Origin of the sequence: Shewanella cutis (genome assembly GCF_022410515.1) — a bacterium.
In the GTDB taxonomy this organism is placed as follows: domain Bacteria; phylum Pseudomonadota; class Gammaproteobacteria; order Enterobacterales; family Shewanellaceae; genus Shewanella; species Shewanella cutis.
The window spans coordinates 170,157-184,736 of sequence record NZ_JACSDI010000001.1 but is presented as its reverse complement, the minus strand read 5'-3'; the positions used below and the strand labels follow the sequence as shown (position 1 = coordinate 184,736).

Genomic DNA, 14,580 nt, shown 5'->3' with positions numbered 1-14,580 from the left:
AGTGTTACTTTATTAGGCAATTTAAGATTGGGCCATTTAAGCAAGTTTTGTTTATTTGCCAATGGTGAATAGTGCAAAGGTCATAACAGCTAATCTTTCTAAGCTATTTTACCAACGGGATGACGGATGTTTAAGTTGGTTATGGGGTATTAGTTCTAAGAGATTGATAGAAATCGCTACTTGAGTTTATTCAGCCTGCGACGTAGTTAATGCGCTTGCTTTTTATCTTGACTGCGATGCCTACAATCGGCATCTCTATCGAACTTGAGCAATGACTTTTAGGGTATCTGTAATACCTGCTGATATGTTCCATTTGCAGTGCTGACTTAGGCTGCTAGAATAAGCCCACTTTTTATCGTGATTGTCTTTATCTAGACGACTTTATATAGGTTAGTGCCCCATTATGACAACTAAGACGCGTTTTGCCCCAAGCCCAACAGGCTTTTTGCACGTGGGCGGTGCCCGTACTGCACTTTATTCTTGGTTACAAGCCAGAGCCAATAATGGTGAGTTTGTTTTACGTATTGAAGATACGGATATTGAGCGTTCTACTCAGGCCGCTTGTGATGCCATTTTAGAGGGCATGAACTGGTTAGGATTAACTTGGGATGAGGGCCCGTACTATCAAACTAAGCGTTTTGATCGTTATAACGAAATCATCGCGCAAATGTTAGAGCAGGGCACAGCTTATAAATGTTACTGCTCGCGTGAACGTATCGATGCCTTAAGAGAAGCACAAGCTGCAAATGGCGAAGCGCAAAAATACGATGGTTGCTGCCGTAACTTGCCCGCGCGTGACACTGACGAACCTTTTGTGGTGCGTTTCAAAAACCCCATCGGCGGTTCAGTGGTATTTGATGATCACGTCCGTGGCCGTATCGAATTCTCAAACGATGCACTAGATGACTTGATCATCGCCCGTACCGACGGCGTGCCTACCTATAACTTCTGTGTAGTAGTAGACGATTGGGATATGGGTATTACCTGTGTGGTGCGTGGTGAAGACCATATCAACAACACGCCACGTCAAATCAACATTCTTAAAGCACTGGGCGCACCCATTCCTGAATATGCTCATGTGTCGATGATTTTAGGGGATGATGGTGCCAAGCTGTCTAAGCGCCACGGTGCAGTCAGTGTTATGCAGTACCGTGATGATGGTTATCTGCCTGAAGCACTGCTTAACTATTTAGTACGTTTAGGTTGGTCACATGGCGACCAAGAAGTGTTCTCTTTAGAAGAAATGAAGCAGCTCTTTAAGTTAGATGACATTAACAAAGCACCTTCTGCCTTTAATACCGAAAAACTGGTTTGGTTAAACCAACACTATATTAAGACGCTCGACCCTGAATATGTGGCTTCCCACCTACAGTGGCATATGGAGGATCAAAAGATTGATACCTCAAATGGCCCAGCTTTATCAGCTGTAGTGACCGCATTGGCTGAACGTGCCAAAACGTTAAAAGAGTTAGCCGCTTCTAGCCGCTACTTCTATGAAGACTTCGCAGAGTTCGATGCCGAGCAGGCGAAAAAGCATTTGCGTGGTGTTGCGCTTGAGCCATTACAATTAGTGCAACAAAAGTTAGCGGCATTACCTGAGTGGACGGTTGAGGCTATTCATCAGGCGATTGAAGCTACTGCTGCAGAATTAGAAGTGGGTATGGGCAAAGTGGGTATGCCATTGCGTGTCGCTGTGACCGGGGCAGGGCAGTCTCCTGGCTTAGATATCACCTTATTCTTAATAGGAAAGGCACGCTCTGAGCAAAGAATATCCAAAGCGATTGAATTTGTAGCAGATAGAATAAATTCCTAAAAAACGAGTTGACACATTTAGGTGTGCTGCATAGAATGCGCCTCGCAGTTGAGACACAGACGAGCGAATGCTTGTAGTGCACTTAAATGTAGCTTGATAAGTTTGGGGCTATAGCTCAGCTGGGAGAGCGCTTGCATGGCATGCAAGAGGTCGACGGTTCGATCCCGTCTAGCTCCACCAAACTTACCGCCAGTATTAAGCGGGATACTTCCTGAGTAGGTTGTTCAAATTAATATGTCCTTGTGTCCCCTTCGTCTAGAGGCCTAGGACACCGCCCTTTCACGGCGGTAACAGGGGTTCGAATCCCCTAGGGGATACCACTATGTTTTACGACATAGTGCTCCTACCAAATAGCTAACGAGTTGTCTGGTAAGAACAAATCTAAATTTCTGCGATATACTGAGTTTCAGTTTTGTCGAAAGAGTTTGGGGCTATAGCTCAGCTGGGAGAGCGCTTGCATGGCATGCAAGAGGTCGACGGTTCGATCCCGTCTAGCTCCACCAATTTCGCCATATTAAGCGAGAGCACTGTTAGTCATAATAGTTGTCAAATTAATATGTCCTTGTGTCCCCTTCGTCTAGAGGCCTAGGACACCGCCCTTTCACGGCGGTAACAGGGGTTCGAATCCCCTAGGGGATACCACTTTCATCCCAAATGACTAACGAGTTGTTTGGGATAAATAGCCGGTAACAGGGGTTCGAATCCCCTAGGGGATACCACTCTATCCCTAATCAGATAGAGTGCATCTCAAATAACTAACGAGTTGTTTGAGATAAATAGTAAGACCTCAGTTATGAGGTAAAACATAAGTCCTTGTGTCCCCTTCGTCTAGAGGCCTAGGACACCGCCCTTTCACGGCGGTAACAGGGGTTCGAATCCCCTAGGGGATACCACTCTATCCCTAATCAGATAGAGCGCATCGCAAATAACTAACGAGTTGTTTGTGATAAATAGCAAGACCTCTGTTATGAGGAAAAACATAAGTCCTTGTGTCCCCTTCGTCTAGAGGCCTAGGACACCGCCCTTTCACGGCGGTAACAGGGGTTCGAATCCCCTAGGGGATACCACATCAACTAATGTTAATCGCTAATGTTAGTTGAAGACAATAAACCACCTAAAGGTGGTTTTTTTGTATCTAAAGTTATTTATCGTCCCACAAGCCACAAGCCAACTTTTATCGGTTTTCTCAGTTTGTAATGGGTATTTGACTTGCCTAATGCACATTGGAATAGCAGTTTTGAAATGGTGGTTCGCTGTTGGATGCAAGGATCGAGTTTACAACGCTTGTTTCGCCAAACTAACAGCGTCAGTAAACCTTGAATACCTTATCTTGTGTCAGCTTATTAGGTCCGCCCACCTTTTCCAGTTGGTGTAAAGACTCCAATTGACATGCGAGGGAATAATCGCGTTGTGTTTATTTAATGATTGCAGTCATTACACGATCCCAAATGTGTTGGAAAATTATCAACGTAATTTAGTGCGAAATTGTTTTAATACCAATCACATTAAATATCTAATCAGTTCAGAACATTACAGGCATTTCAATCCCTGGCGCATTGATTCAGAAATGGTCATTCCCTTTTAAGTCAATGCAACACCGGAGTGGGATGCCTGTGTGGCTCCCAAAGGGCGGCAGATGTTCACTGTATGGCAACGCGCTTTATACTGCGTTTAAGGCTTAGGCAGAGCACTACTATGCCTTCAAGCCTTCGCCTTGTCTAAAGCGCGTTGAATTCCCGCTGAATGAACAGATATTTAATACGATTGGTATAAATAAAAAGGCGACTTAGTGTCGCCTTAAAAAAAAAATCAAATAGATAAGTTACAATTCAGAACTAATCAACCCCTAAAAATCCGCCTGTTTGGTGAGCCCATAGCTGGGCATAGATACCACCAGCAGCAATCAACTCTTGATGTGTTCCTTGCTCGACGATACGTCCTTGATCGAGCACGATTAATCTGTCCATTGCAGCAATAGTCGATAATCGATGGGCGATGGCAATCACCGTTTTGCCTTGCATCAATTCGTACAAGCTTTCTTGGATTGCAGCTTCAACTTCGGAGTCCAATGCTGAGGTGGCCTCATCAAGCAGTAAAATCGGTGCATTTTTTAATAGCACCCTAGCAATTGCAATACGTTGTCTCTGTCCACCGGAGAGTTTTACCCCACGTTCTCCAACTTGAGCATCTAAGCCATGATTGCCATTAGGATCGGTTAGTTCATTAATAAAATCATGGGCCTGAGCTTGTTTAATTGCATGTTCGAGTTGGATTTCGCTCGCCCCTGGATTGCCGTAAAGAATATTCTCCCGAATGGTGCGATGGAGTAGGGAGGTATCTTGGGTGACCATACCAATCTGTGAACGTAGCGAATCCTGTTTAACCGACTTAATGTCTTGTCCATCAATACAAATTTGGCCTTTCTCAACATCGTAAAAGCGCATTAACAGATTGACTAGGGTGGATTTACCCGCACCAGAGCGGCCGACAAGGCCGACCTTCTCACCCGCTTTGATATTGAGGTTGAGTTCGTCGATCACGCCAGCTTCTTCGCCATAATGAAAGCTCACCTGATTAAAATCGATCCGGCCTTGCTTCACGACTAAGGTATTTGCATCCGGCGAGTCTTGAATGAGTGTGGTCTTGGAAAGGGTGTTCATCCCGTCGGTAACCGTACCGATATTTTCAAATAATGAACTGATTTCCCACATGATCCATTGCGACATCCCATTGAGGCGCAGCGCTAAACTCACGGCAATTGCAATTGCACCGACCGAGATGGCATTGTCACTCCACAGCGCGATTGACACGGCGGCAATACTGAAGGCAAGCATGTAGTTAATGATTTGTACACTGACGCTGATCCCCGTGACGAGGCGCATTTGGCGATAAACCGTATCGAGGAAACTGCGCATACTTGCTTTGGCGTAATCAGCTTCTTTATCCGTATGGGCAAAGAGCTTCACCGTGGTGATATTGGTGTAACTGTCGACAATCCGCCCTGTCATTGTCGAGCGGGCATCGGCCTGCTCGGTTGAAACCGTTTTAAGACGCGGCACAAAATACCATTGCAAGCCAATATAGAGCGCCAACCAAATCAACATTGGGATCACTAGACGCACATCGGCACTGGCCACCATGACCAGCATTGAGGTGAAGTACACGAGGATATACACCAATACATCGAGTAATTTCATCACGGTTTCACGCACCGCAAGTGAAGTTTGCATCACCTTAGTGGCAATACGTCCAGCAAAATCATTCTGATAGAAGGACACGCTTTGCTTGAGCAAATAACGGTGTGCAAGCCAGCGGATCGACATCGGATAATTGCCCAGTAAGGTTTGATGCATGATTAGCGCATGAAATAACACTAACAATGGCATTACCACCAGGACCATTACACCCATTAATATCAGCGTTGAACCTTCATCTTGATAGAGCGTCTCAGGGCTTTTTTTCACTAACCAATCGACTAATTGCCCCATAAAGCCAAAGAGTGAAACTTCGAGCATGGCGATGAAAGCCGTTAACACTGACATCAAGATAAGTGGTAATTCATAACCCTTAGTGTAGTGTCGGCAAAATGCATAGACCCCCGTTGGAGGTTTGGTTGGTTCGCCATCCGGTAGGGCTTCCACCCAAGATTCAAATCGTTTAAACATGAATTGGCTCTTTATAGATTGAAAAAATTGAGGAAAAAACGTTGATGAGTCTAGCAGGATCTTGAGCTTTAAAAGCACTCGCAATGATCCAGTTCCGTTTTCCGCGAGTGTGTTAGCATAGGGTGACTTAATCTAACCGACAAGTACAAAATGGTGTGTCAGCGAGTCAAACAGACAAATGAAGCAAATATCCGTGAGCCTAAATTCAGCCGCTAAACCGCCACTCGAGCAAGTATCTGTAGCGTTACAGGATTGTCATTTATCCGCGAACGTTTGCCGTGAAGCCCGCACCAGCCGCGATCCACGTTTTGACGGTAAGTTCTTTGTGGGCGTGTTAAGTACGGGCATTTACTGCCGAACCGTTTGTCCCGCCGTTGCACCTAAAGAAGAAAACGTGCGTTATTTTGATTCAGCTATCAAAGCCGCGCAGGCGGGACTCAGACCGTGTCTTCGTTGCCGGCCAGATAGTGCGCCGGGCTCTAATCCGTGGAAAGGCACAGGCACTACCTTAGATAGGGCTATTGGTTTGATTGAAGCCGGCGCCTTATCGGGTGAACATGGATTAACGGTCGAAGCGTTGGCGGACAAACTGGGGATCAGTAGTCGCTATTTAAATAAGTTGTTTACTTCTGGCTTTGGCACATCACCTAAGCAATATGCGCTCTATCGGCAACTGTTGTTTGCTAAGCAGTTATTGCATCAAACGCAGCTACCTATCACTCAGGTTGCCCTTGCTGCAGGATTTAATAGTATTCGCCGTTTCAATGAAGCGTTTCAGCAGACACTGCAATTAACGCCGACGCAATTACGAAAATCCAGCCAAAAGTCGACAGCTAAAACAGATGAAGGGGAGTGCACCGATACGGCTTGTACGCAGGAAATGCCTGCGCACAGTTTGAGCCTCTATCAGTACTATCGACCCCCGCTCGATTGGCAGGCGCAGCTGGCCTTTTATCGTCTGCGCGCCGTGGCAGGAATGGAGTGGTTTCGCGAGGGCGCGCACCATGACTCTAACGAAGTCATTTCCCAAGATACATTTGAGTATGGTCGCACGTTGCAAATCGACGATATACGTGCGGTGGTGCACATCATCCATGAGGGGCTTTTACATCGCTTTAAACTCACGCTGACATTAACGGCAGACTCGCCCATAGCGGGCCTACAAAAGCTCATTACCCAAGTGAGGCGCATTTTAGATCTCGATGCCGATATGCAGCAGATTGAACATAACTTACAGCGTTTGACCGATCTTAAACGAATCCCTAAATCAGGGCTTAGGATCCCAGGCGCGGGCTCTCTGTTTGAGGCGGGCTGCCGAGCCATTTTAGGGCAGCAGGTGAGTGTGCAGCAGGCCACTAAGTTACTCAATTTATTGGTCGACGCCTATGGTGAACGCTTTAGTTTAAATGGGCGAGAATATCGCTTGTTTCCCACACCGCAGGCGATTCGCAGTGCTAGTTTGGATGAATTGAAAATGCCCGGTGCGCGCAAGCTGGCGCTCAATGCGCTCGCGGCGTTTATCTGTGAGCATCCTTATGCGAGTGTTGATGATTGGCTTGAGGTCAAAGGTATCGGCCCTTGGACGATTGCCTATGCAAAATTACGTGGGCTTGGCGATCCGAATATTTTCCTTCACACTGATCTTATTGTGAAAAAACAATTACTGGCGAGTGTGGCTGAGCAAAATGGATTGGATGCACAATCGTTGAAACAACTCGATTATCTAACGCTTTGTCAACGTATTAGCGCAGATATTGCCCCTTGGGGGAGTTATTTGACCTTCCAACTCTGGTCGAATGCGTAATATTCAGTCACTTTAATCATTAAAAGGTGAGATTTACGATGAGTACGATGTTATCTCAATTGTTGAGTGCACCAACGGCCAAGGATTACCAACCTTGTGCTATGGCGACACTCGTAACGCCAGTGGGCGAGTTACAACTTAATGCCAATGCTTACGGATTAAGCCACGTAACTGTGATGGGTTCGAGTCGTACGGAGATCCTTCTGCGGCATACCAGCGAAGCGGAATACGCGCGGGCGAATGAGCATATTGAGCAAGCTAAAGCCCAGCTATCGCAATATTTTAGTGGTGACTTAACCCAGTTCAACTTGAGTTTGGCGCCTAAGGGTACCGAGTTTCAGCGTCAGGTTTGGCAGGCACTTATTGCAGTAGACTATGGGCAATGTTGCAGCTATGCCGATATTGCCGAGCGTATCGCAAGACCCAAAGCCGTTCGTGCTGTGGGCGCGGCCAATGGCGCTAATCCCATCGCGGTTATTGTGCCCTGTCATCGTATTATCGGTAAAAATGGCCAATTAACCGGTTATGCCTATGGACTTGATATGAAACAGCAACTGTTAATGCTGGAATCGACAAGCAAGGGCGCGCATTTTACGTTAGAATAGCCGTCATATTTGTTATTGATGAGCCATGTACTTTTTTATGACCCAAGCTTCTTCCTCCGTAGCCAGCTTTGCCGAACTTGGCATTATTGCACCGTTATGTAACCGACTCTCTGAGCTAGGTTATGTTTCTCCCACTCCGATACAAGCGGCCACCATTCCAGCCGTGCTCAGTGGGCAAGACGTGTTAGCGGGGGCGAATACCGGTTCCGGAAAAACCGCTGCTTTTGCATTGCCCTTATTGCAGCGTTTGAGTGAAGCAAAAAGTGCTGATAAGTCGGCCGGTGTTGTACGTTGTTTGGTGCTGGTACCTACACGCGAATTGGCACAGCAAGTTGCCGATAGCTTTTTATCCTATGCATCCCACTTCAATGGCCAACTTAAGATTGTCGCCGCTTTTGGTGGTGTGTCTGTCAATCTGCAAATGCAAAGCCTACGCGCTGGCGCGGATGTTCTGGTTGCAACGCCTGGGCGTTTACTGGATTTATTAGCCAGTAATGCGCTTAAGCTCAATCGCGTTTCGACCTTAGTGTTGGATGAAGCGGATCGTATGTTAAGCCTTGGCTTTACCGATGAACTTAAGCAAGTGCTTGAGGCGCTTCCCGCTAAGAAACAAACCTTATTGTTTTCGGCGACCTTCCCGGAAGAAGTGCGTGCACTGACAACCCAATTACTCCATCAACCGCTTGAATATCATCTGCAAAGTGAGCAAGAAAGTACCATTGAGCAGCGTGTGATAACCGTGAACCGTGAACAAAAAACGGCGTTGTTGGCCCACTTGATTAAACAGCATCAGTGGTCGCAGGCGCTTATCTTTGTTAGCGCTAAAAACACCTGTAATCACCTCGCACAGAAGTTATCTAAGCGTGGGATCAGTGCCGAAGTCTTCCATGGCGATAAGGCGCAAGGCGCGCGAACTCGGGTACTCGATGGCTTTAAAAGTGGCGAAATCAGTGTTTTGATTGCGACCGATATCGCAGCCCGTGGTATTGATATTGATAAACTCCCCGTCGTGATTAACTTCGATTTGCCAAGAAGTCCAGCCGACTATATGCATCGTATAGGTCGTAGCGGCCGCGCGGGAGAGGCGGGGTTGGCGGTGACCTTGATTTCCCATGAGGAATATCATCACTTTGGCGTGATTGAAAAGAAAAACAAAATCAAACTTGTACGTGAACAAATCCCCGGATTTGAAGCCAATGCCGAAATACCGCTTGAAGTGTTAGCGCAGGAAAAACCTCAGGCCAAGCCTGAAGGCACTGGCAAGAAAAAACGTAAGCAGTTACCCGCAGCGAATGTTGAATTTTGGGGTAAAAAGTCTTAATTCTTTAGGCGTGAGTTATGTTTAGCGTATCTTCACGTTCCTTCGAATTGGTTTTGTAGGGGCAGTATGCAGCATTTATTTTGGTTAGTTGAAGGTAAAATTGCAGGTCGAAGTGGTCCGAATAAGGACCCTTGGGATTTAGCCGAACTCAAGGCGGCGGGGATCCGCGCTGTGTTGTCTGTTAATGGCGGAGAGGGCTGTGAGCCTAGCAGTTTTCAGCATCATGGATTGCGTTATGAATGTATTCCCTTTTCCCGTAATGTGCCGCCTCAGGATGGGGATATCGCCATTTGTGTCGCCCAATTACCGAGGGCACTCGCTTTTATTCAACAATGTGAGGCTGATAATTTACCCGTGTTAGTTCATTGTCGTTCTGGCAAAGATCGCACAGGGCTTATCATGGCCTACTATCTTATGGTCAATGGCGCTGCGCCTTTGCATGCTGTAAGCCAAGTTCGCAGTATTCGCGACATTGCTTTTAGCGCTGAGGGGTGGGATCAGTTTGCCTTCGACGTGCTCTATGCTTTGCAGGATTAGTCCCATATTGGCAATGAATGCCGTGAAGGGTTAAGGAAATGACTGATTTCATCACATTTGACCTTAGTCATCACTTTTAAGTCATGCTAAGGTTAAGATATGGGCAGTTGAATTTGAGTGAGTTCTGCGTTTTATTATGAAAAGTAAGGCAAATCAGTCACAAGGTTTACTCCTTTTTAGGTTATCACAACATCAGGTGTTTGCCTTAGGCACACTTAAAATTCGTGAGTTAGTGCCCTACACGCCGCTGAGTAAAATTCCTCAATCCCATCCCACCATCCTTGGTGCAGCAACCATTCGCGGCCATACCATTCCTGTGGTAGATATGGCTGCCGCGATTGGTTATCGGCCTATCAGTGATGAAGAACGTCAGCATTGCTATATTATCATTACTGATTGTCAGCGGATGATTATCGGATTTTTAGTGCGCGCCATTGATAAGATTATCGAGTGCAATTGGCGCGACATTGAGGCGCCATCGGCAAATTTAGGCAAAAATGCCTTTTTAACCGGGGTGACGCGCTACGATAATCAGTTAGTGCAGTTGCTTGATGTTGAGCTGTTGCTGTCTAAGGTGTTCCCTGATGCCCCCGAGGCTAATCGCGCTATTTTAACGGATGTGCAGCGGGAGAAATTAAAACCTATGCGGATTCTCTTGGTCGATGATTCTAAGGTGGCCCGCAAGCAGCTCTCCGATGCGCTCGATAGCATTAATATTCCTTATTTTGTTACTCCAGACGGTAAAGAGGCGCTCTCAATTATGGAGCAGGCCGCGGCCGAGCACCATCCGATTGATATTCTTGTCAGCGATATTGAAATGCCAGGGCTTGATGGTTATGAGCTGGCATTTGAAGTCCGTGATAATCCACAGCTGGCCAACGCTTATATTATTCTGCATACCTCGTTGTCGAGTGAGATCAGTGTCAGCCAAGCCCATCAAGTGGGGGCAAATGAGGCATTGACTAAGTTTGATGCCCATGAGCTGGTGGAAGCCATGTTACGGGGCGCCGAGTTGGCGGCTAAGCGAGCAAATTAGTTCCTTGTTGGATTTTTGTAAGGGTTTTGCATGGGCTGGGTAATTTAATCAGCTTATTTCCCTGCAAAGCTAGACAAGTTAAGTCACATCCTATAAAAACCTAATTGGCCTCAATTTTGAAGGTGTGGGATGGGGAAACTCAGCCAAAATATAATAACGATAGGTTAAATAATGAAACAGGAATCATCTTTTTTAGCCAAGTTGGCTAATGGCAGTTTGGTACTGCAAATTCTCGTGGGGATTATCGCTGGTGTTGCTTTAGCCAGTTTTTCACATGAATGGGCCAAGCAAGTCGCGTTTTTAGGCAGTTTATTCGTTGGTGCATTAAAAGCTATCGCGCCAATTTTAGTTTTTATTCTCGTGGCGTCCTCTATCGCCAATCAAAAGAAAAATTCTCAAACCAATATGCGCCCGATCGTGGTGCTGTACTTATTGGGTACCTTCGCTGCTGCATTAACTGCGGTCATTTTAAGTATGATGTTTCCGACGACTCTCGTGTTGGCCGCAGGTGTTGAAGGCACCAGTCCACCGCAAGGGATTAGTGAGGTGATCAGTACCCTGTTGTTCAAACTGGTTGATAACCCAGTTAACGCGCTAATGACGGGTAACTATATTGGTATTTTGGCTTGGGGTGTGGGTCTTGGTTTGGCTCTACATCATTCGAGCGACTCAACCAAACAAGTGTTTGCGGATGTCAGCCATGGTATTTCGCAAATGGTACATTTTATTATTCGTTTAGCACCAATTGGTATTTTTGGCCTAGTTGCTGCCACCTTTGCCGAAACAGGTTTTGCTGCAATTGCGGGCTACGCGCAGTTATTAGCCGTATTACTCGGTGCGATGGCTATCATTGCTTTAATTGTTAACCCATTGATTGTTTATGTGAAAATTAAACGTAATCCTTATCCACTTGTGATTCGTTGTCTGCGTGAAAGTGGCATGACAGCATTTTTTACTCGTTCAAGTGCGGCCAATATTCCGGTCAACATGGCATTGTGTGAAAAGTTAAAGCTGCATGAAGATACATACGCTGTTTCTATCCCTTTAGGGGCGACTATCAACATGGGCGGCGCGGCGATTACTATTACCGTATTGACGTTAGCCGCGGCTCATACTTTAGGCATTCAAGTCGATTTGTTAACGGCTTTGCTGCTCAGCATAGTGGCAGCAATTTCGGCCTGTGGTGCATCGGGCGTTGCAGGCGGCTCCTTACTGCTGATCCCGCTGGCCTGTAGTTTGTTTGGTATTTCTAACGATGTTGCCATGCAAGTCGTTGCGGTAGGCTTTATTATCGGTGTGATTCAAGATGCTGCCGAAACCGCCCTGAATAGCTCTACGGACGTGATTTTTACCGCTGCCGCTTGTGAAGCCGCTGAAAACAAAGCTAAACTTGGATAAAGTGTGCTGTTGTTAGTGTAGAAGAAAGTATCATAAGAGCAGTCACTTCGGTGGCTGCTTTTTTTATGGGAGTAGTTATGATCCTTTTCGATTTTAAAGACTTAAGTGCGGCAACGTCTTGGTATGGTGTTAATGACACCGTAATGGGTGGTTTGTCACGCAGTAAGCTCACCATTTCCCCTTTAGGTTATGGGATTTTTAGTGGCCATGTATCGCTTGCGAATGGAGGCGGGTTTGCGTCGGTGCGTTGTGAGTTTGAACACGTCAATGTAGCTGAGTTTACGGGGATTTATCTCGAACTTGATAGTGACCGGAGCAAGCAATACAAAGTGAATCTAAAAGATGCTGATACCCCACAAAGTACTGTCTATCAAGCAATTATGCCAGCGCCAACCCATCAAACCTTTGGGGTGAGTGGCGCGAGTGCGATTCATTGGCAACGAATCGAAATCCCATTTACGAACTTTCATCCCCAGTGCCGTGGTAAACCTATAGCGGGTGCAGCGATTGACCTTCGGCGATTAACCAGCATAGGGCTGGTGATTGGTGCGCAGCAAGGTGGTGATTTTGCATTAAAAATTAAATCAATAGGTTGTTATTGAGTCAAAAGATTAAGGGGATAAGCTAGGGCTTGTCCCCTTAATCTAATACCAATCGTATTAAATATCTGTTCATTCAGCGGGAGTTCAACGCGCTTTAGACAAGGCGAAGGCTTGAAGGCATAGTGGTGCTCTGTCGAAAGCCTTAAACGCAGTATAATGCGCGTTGAAACCCGCCCTTCGGGTGCCTCACAGGCATCACACTCCGGTGTTGCATTGACTTAAAAGGGAATGACCATTTCTGCGTCAATGCGCCTTGGATTGAAATGCCTGTGAGGCTCTGAACTGATTAGATATTTAATGTGATTGGTATAAGCTCTCATCCTCACGTGATTTAGGCGCCGACAATCCCTAGGGGTTTAGCATGTTCCCATGCACCGCGGGTAAAGTCGGGGAAATTCACTGAGTTACTGCGGTTATTCAGTGATTGCTCACTTAAAATATTGACCACAGACCAGGAGGCGCCATCATAGACATCCTGATCGAGCGCCTCGCCGTTACGTAGGCAATAGATCATTCGCCAAAGCATCACAAAATCCATACCGCCGTGGCCGCCGTTGATTTCAGCTTCTTTTCCAATGCGTTGCCACAATGGATGATCGTATTTGTCGTACCACTTTTGCATGTCCGTGTCCCATTTGTGGTAGCTCGTTCCAAAACCGTCATTTTCGACTGCAATGCGATTCGGGAAGCCTGCAAATACACCATTGGTACCTTGGATTAGATTATGGCGGCTGTAAGGTCTTGGGGTGGTGGTATCGTGCTGAACCATAATGGTTCGGCCCTTAACGGTTTTGATAAGACTCGTACTCATATCGCCATTAATGTATTTGAGCTGATTACGTTCATGATCGGCTGGAAATTCTCGCTTAGCGTATAAAGCGCGGCCTAAGGCTGGCGAACTCATGGAGGTCAGATAATCGAATCTATCGCCACGGTTGATATTCATATACTGCGAAACAGGGCCCAAACCGTGGGTGGGGTACAAGTTACCATTGCGCTTGGTATGCCAATAAGTACGCCATGAACCGGTTTTATGGTCAATTTCCTTCATTTGCCAACGCAGTTCATGGATATAAGCTGCTTCACCATGGAGTAATTCGCCAAACAACCCTTGGCGCACCATGTTAAGCACCATGAGTTCTTCACGGCCGTAGTTGACGTTTTCCATCATCATACAGTTTTTCTGGGTACGCTCGGCGGTATCGATAATTTGCCAGCATTCTTCGACTGTGAGGGCCAGTGGCACTTCAACAAAGGCGTGTTTGCCACTTTCCATGGTGTCGATTGCCATTGGAGCATGCCATTCCCAAGGAGTGGAAATAATTACAATATCAATATCATCACGGTTTAAAAGCTCACGATAGCTAAGATCATTGCCTGTATAGACCGCAGGTTTTGGGCGCTTTTGCTTAACGATATGCTCCACAGCTCTATCAACAACGGCTTGGTGGGTATCACAAATGGCTTTAAGTTCTACGCCTTCTAAGTGACAAAATTGCTCGACATGGCTAAATCCACGCTCACCCACACCGATAAATCCGACTCGAACGACCTCCATTTTTGGGGCGATAAGTCCGATGACGGATTTTCCACTACGAGGTTTGGGAGCAACGCTGCTGGCGTTAGCGTTGAGGGCAATATTGGCCGTAACAAGGCCCGCAGTGACGGCGCCTGCGGCTTTAAGAAAATGGCGGCGATGAATATTGTGCATAGGCTTCCTGCTTTATTGTTGTTTATTTGTAGGGCGATCTAACGCGTCTTGTTATATCAGAATCTCGCTGAGAGTGGACAATAAAAGA

At 46.5% G+C, this 14,580-nt stretch carries 10 protein-coding genes and 6 tRNA genes; 14 read left to right on the top strand and 2 right to left on the bottom strand.

The genetic code is table 11. The features are described from left to right. The first annotated feature begins 403 nt into the window (after positions 1-403). From gltX to H9J30_RS00955, 7 genes are all read left to right on the top strand, one after another. On the top strand, positions 404-1,813 hold the full coding sequence (gltX, locus tag H9J30_RS00985) for a glutamate--tRNA ligase (RefSeq protein ID WP_240129307.1): 1,410 nt from the start codon (positions 404-406) through the stop codon (positions 1,811-1,813). A 104-nt stretch (positions 1,814-1,917) separates the two neighbouring features. Continuing rightward, positions 1,918-1,993: transfer RNA gene (locus H9J30_RS00980), tRNA-Ala, on the top strand. Between the two features lie 64 nt (positions 1,994-2,057). Further along, a tRNA-Glu gene (locus tag H9J30_RS00975) sits at positions 2,058-2,133 on the top strand. 107 nt (positions 2,134-2,240) lie between these two features. Beyond that, positions 2,241-2,316, top strand: a tRNA-Ala gene (locus H9J30_RS00970). A 63-nt stretch (positions 2,317-2,379) separates the two neighbouring features. Beyond that, positions 2,380-2,455, top strand: a tRNA-Glu gene (locus H9J30_RS00965). Positions 2,456-2,630: 175 nt separating this feature from the next. Beyond that, positions 2,631-2,706: transfer RNA gene (locus H9J30_RS00960), tRNA-Glu, on the top strand. A gap of 98 nt (positions 2,707-2,804) precedes the next feature. Beyond that, positions 2,805-2,880: transfer RNA gene (locus H9J30_RS00955), tRNA-Glu, on the top strand. A gap of 768 nt (positions 2,881-3,648) precedes the next feature. Here the strand turns inward: H9J30_RS00955 and H9J30_RS00950 are convergent. Then, positions 3,649-5,478, bottom strand: a complete 1,830-nt coding sequence (locus tag H9J30_RS00950; protein ID WP_240129306.1) for an ABC transporter ATP-binding protein — start codon at positions 5,476-5,478, stop codon at positions 3,649-3,651. A gap of 178 nt (positions 5,479-5,656) precedes the next feature. Between H9J30_RS00950 and H9J30_RS00945 the strand changes: the two genes are divergently transcribed. From H9J30_RS00945 to H9J30_RS00915, 7 genes are all read left to right on the top strand, one after another. Further along, positions 5,657-7,282 (top strand): DNA-3-methyladenine glycosylase 2 family protein, encoded by a 1,626-nt coding sequence (locus H9J30_RS00945; RefSeq protein ID WP_240129305.1) that lies wholly within the window; start codon positions 5,657-5,659, stop codon positions 7,280-7,282. 38 nt (positions 7,283-7,320) lie between these two features. Then, a complete protein-coding gene (locus H9J30_RS00940; protein ID WP_240129304.1) occupies positions 7,321-7,887 on the top strand; it encodes a methylated-DNA--[protein]-cysteine S-methyltransferase in 567 nt (188 codons plus the stop codon). A gap of 37 nt (positions 7,888-7,924) precedes the next feature. After that, positions 7,925-9,208 carry a DEAD/DEAH box helicase gene (locus H9J30_RS00935; RefSeq protein WP_240130036.1) on the top strand — a complete coding sequence of 428 codons (1,284 nt, stop codon included), beginning with the start codon at positions 7,925-7,927 and terminating at the stop codon, positions 9,206-9,208. Between the two features lie 66 nt (positions 9,209-9,274). Beyond that, on the top strand, positions 9,275-9,745 hold the full coding sequence (locus tag H9J30_RS00930) for a phosphatase domain-containing protein (RefSeq protein WP_240129303.1): 471 nt from the start codon (positions 9,275-9,277) through the stop codon (positions 9,743-9,745). A gap of 136 nt (positions 9,746-9,881) precedes the next feature. Then, entirely contained in the window at positions 9,882-10,781 is a 900-nt protein-coding gene (locus tag H9J30_RS00925) for a chemotaxis protein CheV (protein ID WP_240129302.1), read from the top strand. Positions 10,782-10,952: 171 nt separating this feature from the next. After that, positions 10,953-12,179, top strand: coding sequence for a serine/threonine transporter SstT (gene sstT, locus H9J30_RS00920; RefSeq protein ID WP_240129301.1), 1,227 nt, complete (start codon positions 10,953-10,955; stop codon positions 12,177-12,179). A 77-nt stretch (positions 12,180-12,256) separates the two neighbouring features. Then, positions 12,257-12,781, top strand: coding sequence for a CIA30 family protein (locus H9J30_RS00915; RefSeq protein WP_240129300.1), 525 nt, complete (start codon positions 12,257-12,259; stop codon positions 12,779-12,781). A gap of 331 nt (positions 12,782-13,112) precedes the next feature. On the opposite strand, the gene H9J30_RS00910 is transcribed toward H9J30_RS00915, so the two are convergent. Continuing rightward, positions 13,113-14,492, bottom strand: a complete 1,380-nt coding sequence (locus tag H9J30_RS00910) for a Gfo/Idh/MocA family oxidoreductase (RefSeq protein WP_240129299.1) — start codon at positions 14,490-14,492, stop codon at positions 13,113-13,115. Between the last annotated feature and the right edge of the window lie 88 nt (positions 14,493-14,580).

What these genes read in the sequence shown, in the direction of transcription:
- H9J30_RS00950 (WP_240129306.1), bottom strand. Translation starts at nt 5,478, where the DNA reads ATGTTTAAACGATTTGAATCTTGGGTGGAAGCCCTACCGGATGGCGAA.
- H9J30_RS00935 (WP_240130036.1), top strand. Translation starts at nt 7,925, where the DNA reads ATGACCCAAGCTTCTTCCTCCGTAGCCAGCTTTGCCGAACTTGGCATT.
- sstT (WP_240129301.1), top strand. Translation starts at nt 10,953, where the DNA reads ATGAAACAGGAATCATCTTTTTTAGCCAAGTTGGCTAATGGCAGTTTG.
- H9J30_RS00910 (WP_240129299.1), bottom strand. Translation starts at nt 14,492, where the DNA reads ATGCACAATATTCATCGCCGCCATTTTCTTAAAGCCGCAGGCGCCGTC.
- H9J30_RS00925 (WP_240129302.1), top strand. Translation starts at nt 9,882, where the DNA reads ATGAAAAGTAAGGCAAATCAGTCACAAGGTTTACTCCTTTTTAGGTTA.
- H9J30_RS00945 (WP_240129305.1), top strand. Translation starts at nt 5,657, where the DNA reads ATGAAGCAAATATCCGTGAGCCTAAATTCAGCCGCTAAACCGCCACTC.
- H9J30_RS00915 (WP_240129300.1), top strand. Translation starts at nt 12,257, where the DNA reads ATGATCCTTTTCGATTTTAAAGACTTAAGTGCGGCAACGTCTTGGTAT.
- H9J30_RS00940 (WP_240129304.1), top strand. Translation starts at nt 7,321, where the DNA reads ATGAGTACGATGTTATCTCAATTGTTGAGTGCACCAACGGCCAAGGAT.
- H9J30_RS00930 (WP_240129303.1), top strand. Translation starts at nt 9,275, where the DNA reads ATGCAGCATTTATTTTGGTTAGTTGAAGGTAAAATTGCAGGTCGAAGT.
- gltX (WP_240129307.1), top strand. Translation starts at nt 404, where the DNA reads ATGACAACTAAGACGCGTTTTGCCCCAAGCCCAACAGGCTTTTTGCAC.